17 protein-coding genes are annotated in these 15,535 nt (G+C 34.2%); 3 read left to right on the forward strand and 14 right to left on the reverse strand.

Translation table 11 applies throughout. From position 1 onward, the window contains the following. Positions 1 to 154: 154 nt before the first annotated feature. Positions 155 to 766 (forward strand): TetR/AcrR family transcriptional regulator, encoded by a 612-nt coding sequence (locus BAQ44_RS20425; protein WP_071723366.1) that lies wholly within the window; start codon positions 155 to 157, stop codon positions 764 to 766. A 266-nt stretch (positions 767 to 1,032) separates the two neighbouring features. Here BAQ44_RS20425 and BAQ44_RS20430 read toward each other — a convergent pair whose 3' ends face one another. The 6 genes from BAQ44_RS20430 to BAQ44_RS20455 form a co-directional block, all read right to left on the reverse strand. After that, the gene (locus tag BAQ44_RS20430; protein WP_071723368.1) at positions 1,033 to 1,272 is read right to left on the reverse strand and encodes a DUF3953 domain-containing protein; all 240 of its coding nucleotides are present in this window, start codon (positions 1,270 to 1,272) and stop codon (positions 1,033 to 1,035) included. Between the two features lie 21 nt (positions 1,273 to 1,293). Beyond that, entirely contained in the window at positions 1,294 to 1,539 is a 246-nt protein-coding gene (locus BAQ44_RS20435) for a DUF3977 family protein (RefSeq protein WP_071723370.1), read from the reverse strand. A gap of 112 nt (positions 1,540 to 1,651) precedes the next feature. Continuing rightward, positions 1,652 to 3,502, reverse strand: coding sequence for a sigma-54-dependent Fis family transcriptional regulator (locus BAQ44_RS20440; RefSeq protein ID WP_071723372.1), 1,851 nt, complete (start codon positions 3,500 to 3,502; stop codon positions 1,652 to 1,654). 314 nt (positions 3,503 to 3,816) lie between these two features. Next, the gene (locus tag BAQ44_RS20445; RefSeq protein WP_071723373.1) at positions 3,817 to 4,155 is read right to left on the reverse strand and encodes an NIPSNAP family protein; all 339 of its coding nucleotides are present in this window, start codon (positions 4,153 to 4,155) and stop codon (positions 3,817 to 3,819) included. Positions 4,156 to 4,182: 27 nt separating this feature from the next. Continuing rightward, a complete protein-coding gene (locus BAQ44_RS20450; protein ID WP_071723375.1) occupies positions 4,183 to 4,725 on the reverse strand; it encodes a GNAT family N-acetyltransferase in 543 nt (180 codons plus the stop codon). Positions 4,726 to 4,737: 12 nt separating this feature from the next. Further along, on the reverse strand, positions 4,738 to 5,508 hold the full coding sequence (locus BAQ44_RS20455) for a DeoR/GlpR family DNA-binding transcription regulator (protein WP_071723377.1): 771 nt from the start codon (positions 5,506 to 5,508) through the stop codon (positions 4,738 to 4,740). 250 nt (positions 5,509 to 5,758) lie between these two features. Between BAQ44_RS20455 and BAQ44_RS20465 the strand changes: the two genes are divergently transcribed. Beyond that, entirely contained in the window at positions 5,759 to 6,250 is a 492-nt protein-coding gene (locus tag BAQ44_RS20465; protein ID WP_063263065.1) for a hypothetical protein, read from the forward strand. A gap of 49 nt (positions 6,251 to 6,299) precedes the next feature. Here BAQ44_RS20465 and BAQ44_RS20470 read toward each other — a convergent pair whose 3' ends face one another. Continuing rightward, on the reverse strand, positions 6,300 to 6,926 hold the full coding sequence (locus tag BAQ44_RS20470) for a DUF4085 family protein (RefSeq protein WP_071723379.1): 627 nt from the start codon (positions 6,924 to 6,926) through the stop codon (positions 6,300 to 6,302). A gap of 221 nt (positions 6,927 to 7,147) precedes the next feature. Here BAQ44_RS20470 and BAQ44_RS20475 point away from each other — a divergent pair, with 221 nt between their 5' ends. Continuing rightward, positions 7,148 to 7,744, forward strand: a complete 597-nt coding sequence (locus tag BAQ44_RS20475; RefSeq protein ID WP_071723381.1) for a hypothetical protein — start codon at positions 7,148 to 7,150, stop codon at positions 7,742 to 7,744. 81 nt (positions 7,745 to 7,825) lie between these two features. Here BAQ44_RS20475 and lpdA read toward each other — a convergent pair whose 3' ends face one another. The 7 genes from lpdA to BAQ44_RS20510 form a co-directional block, all read right to left on the reverse strand. Then, entirely contained in the window at positions 7,826 to 9,205 is a 1,380-nt protein-coding gene (gene lpdA / locus BAQ44_RS20480) for a dihydrolipoyl dehydrogenase (protein ID WP_071723383.1), read from the reverse strand. Between the two features lie 15 nt (positions 9,206 to 9,220). Then, on the reverse strand, positions 9,221 to 10,420 hold the full coding sequence (locus BAQ44_RS20485) for a dihydrolipoamide acetyltransferase family protein (RefSeq protein ID WP_071723385.1): 1,200 nt from the start codon (positions 10,418 to 10,420) through the stop codon (positions 9,221 to 9,223). A 27-nt stretch (positions 10,421 to 10,447) separates the two neighbouring features. Then, positions 10,448 to 11,482, reverse strand: a complete 1,035-nt coding sequence (acoB, locus tag BAQ44_RS20490) for an acetoin:2,6-dichlorophenolindophenol oxidoreductase subunit beta (RefSeq protein ID WP_061679768.1) — start codon at positions 11,480 to 11,482, stop codon at positions 10,448 to 10,450. A 17-nt stretch (positions 11,483 to 11,499) separates the two neighbouring features. Next, entirely contained in the window at positions 11,500 to 12,498 is a 999-nt protein-coding gene (gene acoA / locus BAQ44_RS20495; RefSeq protein ID WP_071723387.1) for an acetoin:2,6-dichlorophenolindophenol oxidoreductase subunit alpha, read from the reverse strand. A 169-nt stretch (positions 12,499 to 12,667) separates the two neighbouring features. Next, complete coding sequence (locus tag BAQ44_RS20500) at positions 12,668 to 13,147, reverse strand: DinB family protein (RefSeq protein ID WP_071723389.1); 480 nt, start codon at positions 13,145 to 13,147, stop codon at positions 12,668 to 12,670. A gap of 41 nt (positions 13,148 to 13,188) precedes the next feature. Next, complete coding sequence (locus BAQ44_RS20505; protein ID WP_071723391.1) at positions 13,189 to 14,385, reverse strand: MFS transporter; 1,197 nt, start codon at positions 14,383 to 14,385, stop codon at positions 13,189 to 13,191. Positions 14,386 to 14,495: 110 nt separating this feature from the next. Further along, positions 14,496 to 15,455: an AraC family transcriptional regulator gene (locus tag BAQ44_RS20510; protein WP_071723393.1), complete on the reverse strand. Its 960-nt coding sequence runs from the start codon at positions 15,453 to 15,455 to the stop codon at positions 14,496 to 14,498. Positions 15,456 to 15,535 lie beyond the last annotated feature (80 nt).

Genomic DNA, 15,535 nt, shown 5'->3' on the forward strand with positions numbered 1-15,535 from the left:
CACCTTCTTTTAATTTTCTTTTTATTCTAACTAATTGAAATATATCACCTTAGTTGATATAACGTCAATGATATTATGTCAGTTGACTTTATATATGCATTTCTTTTACAATACAGTTATATTTTCAGATATTTCAGTATAAAGAGGTGATTCTTTGAAAAACAGTACTCTTTCATCGAGAAAACACCGCTCCTTAGAAACAAAGAAGAAACTATTACACGCTGGTTACACGATTTTTATACATAACGGATTTCAAAAAACGACAATTACACAAATTATTAAACATGCAGAAACTGGTTATGGAACCGCATATGTATACTTTAAAAACAAAGATGATCTCCTCATCGTTTTAATGGAAGATGTCATGAATCAATTTTATGATATTGCTGATCGCTCCTTTTCCCCTCAAACAAAAGAAGAAGCGCGTATCATGATTCAAAATCAAGTTAGAGCATTCCTACAATTAGCTGAAGAAGAACGTGCTATATTGCAAGTTGTGCAGGAAGCAATCGGATTATCAAAAGAGATACGTCAAAAATGGGACGAGATACGTGAACGCTTTATAAACAGTATTTCGCAGGATATTACTTACTCTCAAGAAAGTGGATTAGCACAATCTGAATTAAATAAAGAAATTGTAGCACGTGCTTGGTTCGCGATGAATGAGATGTTTCTTTGGACGATTGTGAAAAATGATAGAAAATTAGGGTTAGAAGAGATAGTACATACATTGACGGAAATGTATACGACTGGGTTATATAAATAGCACACCTTCAATAAGTAAGGTGTGCTATTTTACCTCTATAAAAATATTTTATCTGGGTATGGTAACGCTAAAAGTTTTTTAAAATAGCGGGAATGTTTTAGCAATATTTCCAAGGTAAGAAAAATATATTCTCACCTCTTCTAAACTTACTTCTTGGATAACATTACGATTTTGTATTGATAGAAAGATGTACCAAACAGCAATTAAAATTTTTAATAAGCAAGCTTCAAAAAAATAACCTGTTACTCAACAAATTAAGTAACAGGTTATTTTAAATATTTTATTACCGATACAATGATACAAATTAGCGATGTAAGTAAAAGCAACAGTCCCATATTCTTATTCTCTTTTTCATCCTTCTTAACATTCTGTATCCCCATACCAGAAAGCATAAAACCTAATAATAATTGCAAAATAAGCATACTTTGCTTCGAATCATCATTCCAACTGTAAATAGAATAGCCCATTACAATAATAGCGAGTATGAATGTAGTAATTCTAATCATAAAAACACCCCCTATTTAATTCTATTGTTTTAACCTACTTACAATTCCAACAATAAACTTATACTCATCTCTACCCTTTCTTACTTTCTTAAACCCTTCTTTCGTATCAAAAATAAAACAAGTTTTCCGAAACCAAATTCGTACATATAAAGACTCAAAATAAATAGGTTTTATAATTCCGCGTTCTTCAAATTCAGTTCCATCTTTATTTTCAGTTTCCGTTCGAACGAACCACTTATTTCCGATGCCAATTTCAATATACTTCACATTAGTCCCCCTTCCGGGAATTAACTTCTAACTATTCTATTATTTCCCCGGTAAGCGCACATTCCGACAGAACATGAGCCCACAAAGAAAAAGTAGATTACAAAAATCTACTTTATAGCTTATATTTTTGCATTCGTTTATAAAATGTACTTCGAGGTACATCTAACAATTTTGCAGCTAACGATACATTTCCGTTCGTCTTTTCTAACGCTTCAATCATACTATCACGCTGTATTTTTTCACGGAAATTTAATGCATGCTCTGTTTTATTTTCTGCTTGCAATGCAAGTTGATGGTGATTTCCCATCATTGTTTGTAATAAAAAAGAGATTTGTTTTTCACATATTTCCCGTCCTTGCGACAAAATGTAAATACGTTCTAATACATTTAATAATTCTCGAATATTTCCTGGCCATGCATGGTGTGAAAATTGATTACAAATGCTCTTTGAAAATACAACATTCCAATTCTTTCGTTCACAAAAATGTTGTATGAAGTACGGAATATCCTCTTTTCTTTCCATTAACGATGGAACATACAGCGGATATACATGTAAACGATAATATAAATCTTGACGGAATTTCCCTTCTTCTACTAATCGCAGTAAATCTTTGTGTGTCGCAGTAATAATACGAATATTTACCGGTACCTCTTTTGAACCGCCAATTGGGGTTACTGTTCGTTCTTGTAAAACACGCAATAATGCTACTTGCATTTCTGGCGGTACTTCACCAATTTCATCTAAAAATATTGTACCTCCGTCCGCTTGTTCAAATTTTCCTTTATATCCTTGGCGCCGCGCACCTGTAAACGCTCCTTCAGCATAACCGAATAATTCACTTTCCATTAATTCTTTCGGCAATGAACCGCAATTAACAGCTATAAAAGGACCATTTTTCCTTGGACTATTTTCATGAATCGCTCTCGCTACATATTCTTTCCCTACACCTGTTTCACCACAAACATATACACTAGCGTCAGTTGGAGATACAAGCTTAATTTCTTCTAAAGTATGTTGAAATGCATTGCTCGTCCCAATAACGCCATGGAAAGTGATTCCGCTTATAAATGTGGGCGTTGAAAATACATTCCCCTCTTTATTTTCCTTTACATACATACATTTCCCGATCATTCTATCATTACTATATACTGGTACTTCTAATTTAGGTTTCAATCCATTTTGCATTAAATCTTCAAGTTTCATTCGTGACCAATTCGAAACTCGATCCCGTACACTCTTGCTTGCAGAAACAATAACATCACGATGATTACATATAACAACCTGTTCATCACTGTCAATTACATCTAAAAAACGATGGATTAAGTGTAGTTCATTTTGATGCACTCGAATACTACATTCACGTTCAATTGCATGTGCAATCGAAGTTACCATTCCGAGCATATATGGATGTGAAAATTCAATTGGACAGGAGAAATCTAGAACTCCAATTAATTTCCCATCATCATTATGGATGGGAGCGGCCGCACAACTCCAGCTATGAGATGCGATAGAATAATGCTCTGTACCACTTATCATAATGGCCTCTTCAATCTGTAACGCGGTTCCTATCGCATTTGTACCAATAGCTGCTTCTGTCCATTTCACACCTTCAATAAAATTAATATGTTTCGCTCGTTTCAACGTTTGTTGATTTCCACTTAACGATAGAACGTAACCATCTGGATCGATTAATAATGCCATCATTTGCAGTTCATCAATGGTTTTTCTCATATTTTGTATTTGAGGTATTGCTATATCAAGGAAGATTTCACTCTTTTTCTTTTGATCCTGAAAAATATTAGAAGACAAAATTTTCTGACCTTTGTTCATATGAGGATTCACATTTGCTTGTTTACATCGATACCATGACTCTGAAATCCTTTCGTTTATACGGTTCGAATCAAGAACACCTTCATCAACAAACTTTTTCCATGTATGTAAGTAAAACGGTGAAGCTAACATTGTATCATCTCCCTATTCATTGTTTTGGAGATCTGTAAAAATATACTTTTATTATAAAACTGAATAAAAGCGTTTTCAATAAAACTAGAAAGACGACACAAATATGTTAATAATTAGTATATATTAATGAACTTCTTTATTCTTTTTTAGTAGAACTATATTTTGTATAATGGAAGCAAAGAAAATACATAACCAAAACCACTTTTGTGGAGTATCATTTATAAAGAAAATGATGACCGCTATTGAAAATAAAATGGTAGATGCTAAACTAAAATATAATTTTGTTTTAATTTTCATCATTCCTCACTCCTCTATCACTTTACAGTACATACTAACTCTTCATTTTTTAACTCTACTATGTACTTCTGTAAAACAGATTCTCTTCCGCCATGTTTTTCATACCAATCATGTATTCTTTTAGCATGCTTCTCGTCGCTTCTAATTTTCGATTCTATTTCTTTATACTCATCATAACTATCATATTCCCATATGGCGAATATTTCAGTTGTACCATCATTGTTATCTTTCATCCAGCGTCCTATTAGCCTGGAACCATGCTTTAATTGATTAGGTAAGTTCGTGTTAGTAAAATGCTCATTAAATATTTCTATAAATTCATTCTTTACTATATAGTACTTTCTTCTATAAAACATACATTTCCACCTCTTTTATGAACAGCCTCAAATACACCTTCCCATTACTACCGTATTATAATACTTCCCATCCGACAGTCTTTTATCATTTTTCAAAATACCTTCTACTTCAAAACCTAATTTCTTATAAAGTTGAATGGCTTTTTCATTTGTCTCTAACACTTGTAATGATATCTTTTTCACTTCATTTTCATCAGCCCACTGAATAGATTGTTGCAGTAAACTCTTACCCATTCCATATCCCCAAAACTCTTTTAAAATACAAACACCAAACTCTACTTTATGGGTTAATCTTTTCAAATTAGAACCTTCACATCTTGAAAATCCTACGATTTGGTTGTGCACTTCTGCAACTAAAAAGAGATTCTTTATCTCTTCACTATCTGCTTTTATTATTTTTTGAAAACCTATCTTATCTATAAATCCCTCTCCTGCTTCTCTATCCATATTTTCAGTTTCGCCATCGATCTGCACTCTAATTTCCGCTAACTGCTCCGCATCCGTTTCAGATGCAGAACGAATTGTATAAGTTAATCCATTTATATGAAACTCTTGTCTTTTTATAATCATCTTAAACTCCTTTTAAATGAGGTGTATTGACGCTATTACAATTTCTTTACCTTGTTTCTCAAATTGTTGAATCGTTTCTTTACTAGACTCTTCATCTGTTATGATAAGGTCAATTTCTATTATTGACTCACCTTTTATAAAGCAGTCTATTCCGAGTTTATTATGCGGAGCTAAACAAATGTTTTTTCTAGCAATATTACTTACTGTTTTTCCAAAATAAGCAACTTCTGGTGTTGCAGTACTTATACCATTCAATGAAATGCCACCACCTGTAGAGAAATACAGATCAATAGAGAATCTACTGATCAATTCTGAGGAAAGTGTATCTGTCATATTTCCTGATGGTTTCACCTTTCCACCAATTAAGTACGTATCTACATTCTTATAATCCCGTAACTTACTAGCAATTTCTAAAGAGTTCGTAATCACTGTAAATGACATTTTAGGTAAATATTTTAACATGGCATAATGAATAGAAGCTCCGCCAATAAAAACAGAATCTCCCTCTTGTATGTAGGATGTAGCAATTTTCGCAATCGCATCTTCCTCTATTGAACTATCACGATAACGTTTCGATGGTTCAGTAGCTAAGTTTCTCACTCGCGTAAGTTCAACTGCACCTCCGTGTGTTCTTTTTAGTAAACCGTCCTTCTCCATAATAGACAAATCTCTTCTTATCGAATCAATAGACATATCAAAACTTTCCGCAAGATCCTTAGCGATTACTCTTCCATCTTTCTTAAGTAACTCTAAAATTTTCTCTCTACGCTCTTCAGTAAACATGTACCCACCACCGTCATTGAAGATTCTGAAATTTTATCTTTATTTTAATTATATGCATGCCTTTTCTGTATTACAATATTTTCAATTCTTATTTATTCAGATTTATACCGTTTTCGCCCACTTTCTATCCCATTAACTTGACAACTAAATAAATGCATATCTGTATATTACATAAATATACTTTCATTTACCTTCCTATTCATGTAAAATTATTCCTATGCTTTATTTTTTAACACAGAAAGGAATTATTATGAAATCTATAATTAAAGTAACTTGTACAGCATTATTATTCACAGGACTAATGGCAGGATGTAATGGAAATACTACACCAAAACAAGAAAAGAGCGCTCTTGAAAAGGATGCAATGCACTATGGGGAAATATATAAAAATGAATACTATAGAGCAACTGTTGAAAATGCAAAATTCGAGAAAATAGACAAAGAGTGGCGTCTCACAGCTCGCGTTACTATAAATAATGCTCGTACTGACGGACAAACGATAGATCTTTCAGAAATAAAATATTTCATAAAAGATGAAAAAACGGGTGAAAAATACGAAGGTGAAGTTATACAAAATGAAAATGCTAAAAAGGTTCCTTCTGAGTTTTCTTTAACTAGCGACATTGTATTTAATATGAAAACTTCACCAAAAGATTTAAATTCTATGTATTTATACATAGATAGTAAAGCTGCACCGTTAACAGATACATTTTGGAAACTTGATAATTTAGCATCTAAATAAAAAACAGTCTTATAAGACTGTTTTTTTGTTTGTAAATTTATAAAGTTTACTAGTTACCTATCTCAAGCAATACGTCTTTTGCACAAATTGTCACTTCTTCAAATGGGCAATCAAATAAAACACCTAATTCGAACCCTTCATTAGTAAGATCTATTTCATGACTTAACCACAAAGCACCTTCAAAATTTTCCGGAATTGAACACTTCGTTACGCCTGTAAAAGTTACTTGCAGTTTATCAAATTCACTGAAAGTACCACTGCAATCTAAAGTAATAATTAGCGTATCTTTTGATCTTCTCTCTACTGATTTTAATACACTGTCATGTAGTGAGTATTCATGTAACTGAATAACATTTGTTGGGAGTTTTTTCTTAATTGAATGGAAGTGATCTAAATAGAATCGATCTAAATGAGCCCTTCTTTTCTCACAATCCCCTATCCATACTTTCATAAGTTTTTTCAATTCACTAGAAGGATATTCTGAATTAATTGTGATGCTATGAATAAATGGATGTATGGATTCAGGAAGGAATTTTAATAAATCTGTTTTCCTTTCCTTTATTTCCTCAATTAAACTTTGTATATCCATTTCTGACCATTCTTTTATAGAGTCTATATAACTTACAAATTCTATAATTTGCATTTCTTTATACCAATTTTTATTGAAATACTTCAATAGCTTCCCTCCTAAAACATTTTAACATCCAACAAAAGCGATATATCTATTTATTATATCATTCCAATAACTATTTTTTCTAAAGAAAAAATGCAAAACTGTAAATATTCCGCCTTTTATTTCTAAAACTTCAGAATATTTACAATAGTTCTCGATTGGAATACATTTTAATAGTACAAAGATTCACCTGTACAAAAATCTAAACAAAAAGGGATGGTTATATGTTGAAGAAATTAGTAGCAGGTACACTAGTAGCGGGATTTGCATTAACTGGAGGATTAGGTGCAGTAAGTGCTGAAGAAAAAAGTAACACAATTAAGTCATTTGACTATTTAAAAGTGGATGAACAGAATGTTAATTCATTTGCAAAATTAAGTGATCAGGATAAGAAAAACATCCAAATTACAATGGTATTACCTGAGCAAAATGAAAATGGAGATTGGCTAGCTTATGGTTTTACTAGCCGTGAAATATTAGATGCTTATATTGAAAAGGATAAAAAAGCACTTAAAAATAAAATTAATCCTTTAGGTAGCGGTGCTGGTAGTACTGATTTTTATGAACATAAAGATAAAGGTGGCCAATATATTTACTGGAGCAGCGGTTTTAAAAACCTACCTTCTAGCTGGAATGATAGAATTTCTTCTGTAAGTACAGCATCGCCTTCAGCAAGTTATTCAACGACACTTTGGGAGCATACTTCTACACAAGGATATGGAAAAGGTGTTGTATTTAAACATGCTGATTGGTACGGTAAAACTGCTAATTTAGCTGCTGATTGGAACGATATTACTTCAGCGATTGACGTAAAAAAATAATAGGATATTCAATTTTTTCTGTAAAAATTCAAACCACTATTCTCTTATTCATTTAGAGAATAGTGGTTTATTATATTTTCATTAAGCATGTACAGCATGTCCTATCGCTTGCAATAACGCTTCATGAATCGCTTCAGATAAAGTTGGATGCGCTGCAATATAATCTCTCATTATATCAGCGGTAACTTCTGTATGAAGCATTACGGTTCCTTGTCCGATCAGTTCAGTTGCACGAGGACCGATAATTGAAATCCCTATAATCTCTTGATATTTAGGTTCCACAATAACTTTTACTTTCCCCGTTTTTTCTCCAATAATAAGCGCTTTTCCGTTCGCTGTAAAAGGAAATTCGCCAATTTGTATGTCACCGTACTGCTCTCTTGCATCTTTTTCATTTAAACCGACACTTGCGATTTCTGGGGATGTGTATATACATCGAGGTACTGCATGATAGTTAACTTTCACATCTTCTCCACTCGCATGTAATGCTGCTGTCGTTCCTTCATGGAAAGCAACGTGAGCAAGCTGGATCCCACCAATCACATCACCTGCTGCGTAAATATGTGATACATTTGTTTGCATATGTTCATTCACAGCAATCCCTTTATTTGAAAATTGAATACCTGCTTTTTCTAAATCTAATCCTTGTACACGTGGTTTTCGGCCTACAGAAACAAGTACATATTCCAGATTGGCTTCTTGGATATTTCCTTCATATTCAAATGAAGCTTGCTTCTTATAATTATTTAATCCTTTTAAAGCAGCTCCTGTAAATATTTCTACGCCATCACTTTCTAATTTCTCTTTTAATATTTGTGCGATATCTTCATCTTCACCAGGTAATAATTGCGGTGCCATTTCAACAATCGTAACTTTTGTTCCAAGACGACTATAAATACTTGCAAACTCGCACCCTATTACACCACCGCCAACGATCAATAATGATTTTGGTATATTTTCTAGGGACATCGCATGGCTACTATTTAAAATCCACTTCCCATCAAATGGAGCAAAAGGTAATTCAGTTGGTTCTGAACCTGCAGCTATAATGAATTGCTCTCCATCTACTACGGTTTCTTTATCACCATGTGTAACTCTCACTCGGTGATCCGTTTCAAATCTCGCTTTACCTTGTATAACTTGTATTTTATTTTTCTTCACTAAATATTGAATTCCTTGCACGAGCTGCGTTACGATTTGTGATTTCCGCACCTGTATTTGCTTCCAATCAACTGAAATACTTCCTTCGTTAAGCGCAATTCCATAGTGGTTCGCTTTTCTCACAATGTCATGCACTTCTGCACTTTCTAACAATGATTTTGTAGGCATACAACCAACCTTTAAACAAGTCCCACCAAGATCAGCTTCATCAATAAGAGTGACATCTTTTCCGTTTTGAGCCGCGGTAATTGCTGCTACATAGCCAGCGGGACCGCCCCCAATAACAACTAATTTACTCATTCTCTCACCTTCTCTTTATAAAAGAATTGTTACAGGTTCTTCTAAATAACGTTTAATTGTGCGTAAAAATGCAGCTGCTGGTGCACCATCTAATACACGATGATCAAATGTTAAACTTAAAGGTAACATACTTCCTTTTCTTAATTTCTTCACTTTATATACAGGAACATGTTCAATTGCACCTACACCTAAAATACCAGTTTCAGGTGTATTTAATACCGGCGTAAAATATTCAATACCGAAGCTACCTAAATTACTAATTGTAAATGTTGTCCCTTGCATATCATCACTACTTAAACTGCCTGCTCGTGCTTTTTGAGCCGCATTCTTAATCTCTTTAGATAACTCTACTACAGATAGATTATTTGCAAAGCGAATAGCTGGGACAACTAATCCTTTTTCTAACGCGACTGCCATGCCTAAATGGACATGTTCAAATTGATGAATTGCGTCATCTATATATGCGCTGTTCATTTCTTTATGCTCCCCAAGCGCTAATACTACAGCACGAGAAATAAAATCCGTAATGGTTAGTTTGTTATCGTATCGTTTTTGTACAGCTTCCGCTATGTCTTTATGTAAAGCCACTAAATCTGTCACATCTACTTTCATCGTTAATGTTAATTGCGCACTATTTTGTAAACTTGCATGCATACGGTTTGCGATTGCTTTACGCATACCAGTAACAGGAATGACTTTACTTTCTTCTTGTTCAAGTACTTCTGGAGTCAGTACTCTTTCTTCAAGCGCCTTTAACACATCTACCTTTGTAATTCTTCCGCCAGGACCTGTACCAACCAATACCTTGATATCCAGATTTTCAGACTTTGCAATTTTCTTCGCTACAGGTGAAATTTTAATTCTTTGCTTTGCTACTTCTTTCGCATATGGTTCTGGATGTTGTACATTTTTAGATTCTAAATTAGGTATTTTTTCTTCTACAACATGTGTACTTTCATGAACTTCTACTTTTTCATTCTGCTTACCGATGTAGCAGATTACAGTGCCGGGTGGAACTCCCTCATCTTCACTTACAGCTATATCAAGAACAGTTCCATCAGCCGGTGCCTCTATTTCAGTTTCGATTTTTTCCGAGTTAATACTAGCAATTAGTTCACCTTTTGCTACATGATCACCCGCTTTAATATTCCAGCTCGTAATAATACCTTCTTTCATCGCCATACCTAACTTCGGCATTACAACTTCTACAGCCATGTTTCTCTCTCCCTTCTCATCGTTTCATTACACATGTAATAAAGATTGGTCTCCGATCATTTCAGATACAATTTCAATTACTTTCTCCGGCGTTGGTAAATATAACTTTTCAAGTGGTGGTGAGAACGGAACTGGTGTATGTGGTGCTGTAATTCGTTTAATAGGTGCATCTAACAAATCGAATCCTTTATCTGCTACAATTGCCGCAATATCTGTTGCGATACTACATCTTGGATTTGCTTCGTCAATAACAATTAAGCGATTCGTTTTTTCAACAGATGCTAAAATCGTATCTTCATCCAGTGGTGATAAAGAACGTGGATCGATTACTTCTACTTCAAGTCCCTTTTTCGATAATTGCTCAGCAGCTGCAAGTGCTGTATGAACTTGTTTTCCAATTGCGACGATTGTTACATCAGAACCTTCGCGTTTCATATCTGCTTTCCCTAAAGGAATTGTATAGTACCCTTCTGGTACTTCGCCTTTCATATTGTAAAGTGTTTTATCTTCAAAGAAGATTACTGGATCGTCATCTTCAATTGCTGCTAATAATAAGCCTTTTGCATCATATGGAGTGGAAGGAACGACAACTTTAATACCTGGAATGCTCGTAAATAAAGCGTATAAACTTTGTGAATGCTGCGCTGCTGCGCTAAAACCAGCACCATGCATCGTACGTACTGTAACTGGCACTTTCGCTTTACCACCGAACATATAGCGGAATTTTGCACCTTGGTTTAATACTTGATCAAGACAACTTCCGATGAAATCATTAAACATTAATTCAGCAATCGGACGTAATCCCGTTGCCGCAGCTGCCATTGCTGCTCCCATATAACCAGCTTCAGAAATTGGAGTATCTAAAATACGATTCCGGCCAAATTCTTGCACAAGCCCTTTCGTAACACCGAGTACACCACCCCACGCTTCATCATCTTGTAAGTGATCCACTTGTGCACCGCCTGCAACATCTTCTCCTATTAAAATTACGTTCTCATCACGACGCATTGATATTTTCATCGCTTCATTGATTGCAGTTGACATACTTACTGTTCTAGTCATTATTTTTCACCCTCCTCTTATTTATAAGAAACGTATACATCTTTTAATAATTCTTCATCCTCTGGATATGGACTATTTTCACTAAATTCAATTGATTTTTGTACTGCTTCATCTACTGCCTTTTCCATATCCACAAGTTCAGATTCAGTTAATAAAGCTTCATGAATTAAATGCTTACGGAAATTCACAATCGCATCTTTTTCATTTAAATGTTCTTCTTTTTCCTCTGAAGTTTTATATGTTTGCGCTTCACCTTCGAAATGACCGTAATTGCGATATGTCATACATTCAATTATTGTTGGACCACCGCCATTACGTGCGCGCTCCACCGCTTCTTCAGCTGCTTTATATACTGCAAGTAAATCTTTTCCATCCACTTGAACACCTGGAATATTGTAAGCTTTCGCTCGATCTGCAATCGAATCACAACTTGAAGCATATTCAAATGTTGTTGCTTCACCGTAACCGTTATTTTCTGCGATAAAAATAACTGGTAACTTCCAAATCGCCGCTAAATTAACCCCTTCGTGAAATGTCCCTTCATTATTTGCTCCGTCACCGAAGAAGCAAACACTTACATCTTTCGTACCTTTATATTTAGCTGTTAATGCTGAACCGCAAGCAAGTGGAAAACCTCCGCCTACAATCCCATTTGCACCAAGCATTCCTTTATTTAAATCGGCAATATGCATGGAACCGCCTTTACCTTTACATAACCCTGTCGCTTTCCCAAAAAGTTCAGCCATCATCCCATTTAAATCACAGCCTTTTGCGATACAATGCCCATGTCCTCTATGCGTACTTGTAATACTGTCACTATCTGTTAAGTGGGCACATACACCAACTGCTACCGCTTCTTCACCTGCGTATAAATGAACGAAACCTGGCAGAACGCCTTGCGCGAATAATTCATGTACCTTATCTTCAAACTTACGAATTTCTAACATTTTTTCATACATCCAACGAGCTTGTTCTTTCGTAATTTCATTCCCTTTACTTTCAGTTGTTTTTAACATGTCCAGCCCTCCTATTTTCTTGTTCATCTTTTATATTGCAAGTACTGTGCCAAATTCTAATCATTGATTTCATGGCTTTTCTCTTTCCTTTCAAAATAAAAAAGTGGACAAAATGAGACTTATGTCTCGTTTTGTCCACTTTTGTTCACCTAATTTGAGAATTACGATCTTATTCATTATCAAAACTTTTCTGTAATTTTCGGATGTAAATAATTTGACCAATATGATAAGCATTATGAGTCGTTACATTACTAAGCACTTCCCACCACTTCGCATTTACGGGAAATCCAACTACATCGCTTTCAACCTTCTCTTCATTTATAAGCTTTTGCCATTGTAACAGTTTCTCTAGTAGTTTTTCTCTTAACTCATCGAATGATTGATTATCTGAAAGCATAAAACTTTTGTTATTATCACCAATAGCGGGCACGGCATTCACATTCGATTCTTTATACCTAGTTTGCCACGTTGAGTTCCAATACAATAAATGTTGTACAATTTCAGCTATACTATTACTCTCTTCATTCGGTTTCCAGAAAGCTTCTCTCTCAGATAGATCTTTCACAGCATCTGAAAATGGCATATACCAACTGGGATCGTTCGCATTCGCTAATAATTGATCTGCTAATACATCTTTCACATGTACCACTTTACGTCCCTCCTTAAAAAAGCTTCATTTTATGACAATACTCACTTCTCTAAATACGCTGAGTTTGTAAGATTTCCTCTTTTTAAACGCAATCCCATACATATACATATAAAGAAACCAAACGCACCTAATCCATAAGCAGCTGTATAGCCACTTGTTCCAATAATCCAGCCTGCAAGTCCTGGTCCAATCATTTGACCAATTGCATAAAAAACAGATATAAAACTAATTGCCATTGATACATACTTTTGGGATACTTGCTTTGATGCTGCAACTTGTATTAATAAAAGGATACCACCGAGGCTAGAACCCCAAATTATTGCCGATACGATAAAACCCATTATGTTTTCAAAAAGAATTGGCACCACATCACCTATTACCGCTAATAAAAGTGCACTACATAACGTTTTCTTTATGCCAATCCGATCTGAAATCAATCCCCAGATAGGAGCTCCTACTATTGAAAACATACCGGCAATTGCATAAATGGTTCCTGACATTGATGCCGAAATACCACTATCAATCATAAAACTAGTTTGATATAAATTCGGGATTAAGTAAACAATGCCCACAATAAAATACATCCATGCAATAACATATAGTTCTTTTGTTTTCCATAAAAACGATTTATGATTCCTTTTCTCCTCATCTTCGGTTACATCAGGATTTTTCAAAATAATTGAAGCGATACATACTACGATACATGTAATAACTCCAAACAAAAACCATACACCGCGCCAACTATACTCGGGAAATGCACGTACTACATAAGGAACAATTATTCCACTAAATAGCATACCTATTCCAGCACCGCTTAGTAACAGCCCCATTACAGTTCCTCTTTTACCTGGAAACCACCCTACCGTTATTGACATGAGTGGTGTATATACTAAAGCACTACCAGCTCCAGCACATAGCATACAAATAGCGACTAGCCAAAATGAATAAACAAAAGCTAATCCCAATAAGCTTACAACAACAAGCCAACTCCCTATTAATAAAATGGATTTTGCGCCAAAACGGATAGTAAATATTCCAGATGTTCCTACAGTTAATAAATAGCCTAAAAAAAGTATAGTTCCTAACATACCTGATTGGGCTGTAGATAAGTGAAGTCCCTCTTGCATAAATGGCAATATAATTCCATATGCCATACGTGCAAAACCGGTTGTTGTTATAATAAGGAACATTCCTATTAATACAAATACCCAAAAGTGATGTTCATTCCGTTCATTCATTTAAATTCCTCCATAAATAGTTATTTGCAATTGGATGTTGAATGTAATTATACTGACCAATACAAAATACAACTACCAAATAACGGAGGAGTTTACGGTATAGCGGATTTTTAATATATACGTAAAATTTCAGAAGGTTTTATTCCATATTTCTTTTTAAATGACTCTGAAAAATGACTTATATTTTTGTACCCAACAGTGATTGCCGTTTCAGTTACATTACTAGTTCCGGAACGTAATAAAAACATTGCCCGTTCCATTCGCTGTTCTCTTAAATATGCAAATGCAGATGTACCAAATAACTCTTTAAATCCCAGTTTTAATTTATAATCATTTAATCCTACTAACTTAGCTAGTTCTAATAATGATGGTGGTAATTCCATCCGCTGCATTAATATTTCTTCAGCACGTTTTATTTTATTTATATCACTTTTTGATAAAACTCTTCTTTTTATTTCATTACGATCCTTTAACAAAAACTTACCAAAATGTATGGAGAGTAATTCAAGCACTTTACTTTCCATTTCTAGTTGATATATACGTTCTTGATGTGGAAAATCTATCATTTTTGAAATAATATTAGCTGATAGAGAGTCAATTGGACTTTGCAACTTTTTAAATGAGTTATTACCTAATATAGAGTAAAAATTAAGCATTCCTTCATCCGTATAATCCAACATAAAATGATTAAATAATGGTACAGGGATTCCAATAGCTAATGAATATAGAGGCTTCTCATTTTCATATTCAAATAACACTTCAAAATCATTCATAAAATATAAATAGCTATTTCCAGTCTTTAATTCATACGAAGAATGACCTACTTGCACCTCCGCAAAACCTTGCAAACAAAAATTAAGTTCCACCATTGCTGCATCTGATGCAAACTGAATATGGTGATTATTATGGAATTGAAAGTTTGATAACACAATTTCCATTCCAGAAAACGACGTCCATCTTCGTATTTCTCCTTTACCTAATATATTTGGTACATACATATGTCTCTCATCTTCCATTTGTAATTCATGAAAATATTTATGAAAAATATCATGAAAACCGTTAGTCCTCATGAAATCCACACTCCTTTTATAAATAAACCATTAATTAATTGATAATATTTTTCAATTATAACAAATGTCTTTATACAATA

The organism is Bacillus mobilis (assembly GCF_001884045.1).
GTDB lineage: Bacteria > Bacillota > Bacilli > Bacillales > Bacillaceae_G > Bacillus_A > Bacillus_A mobilis.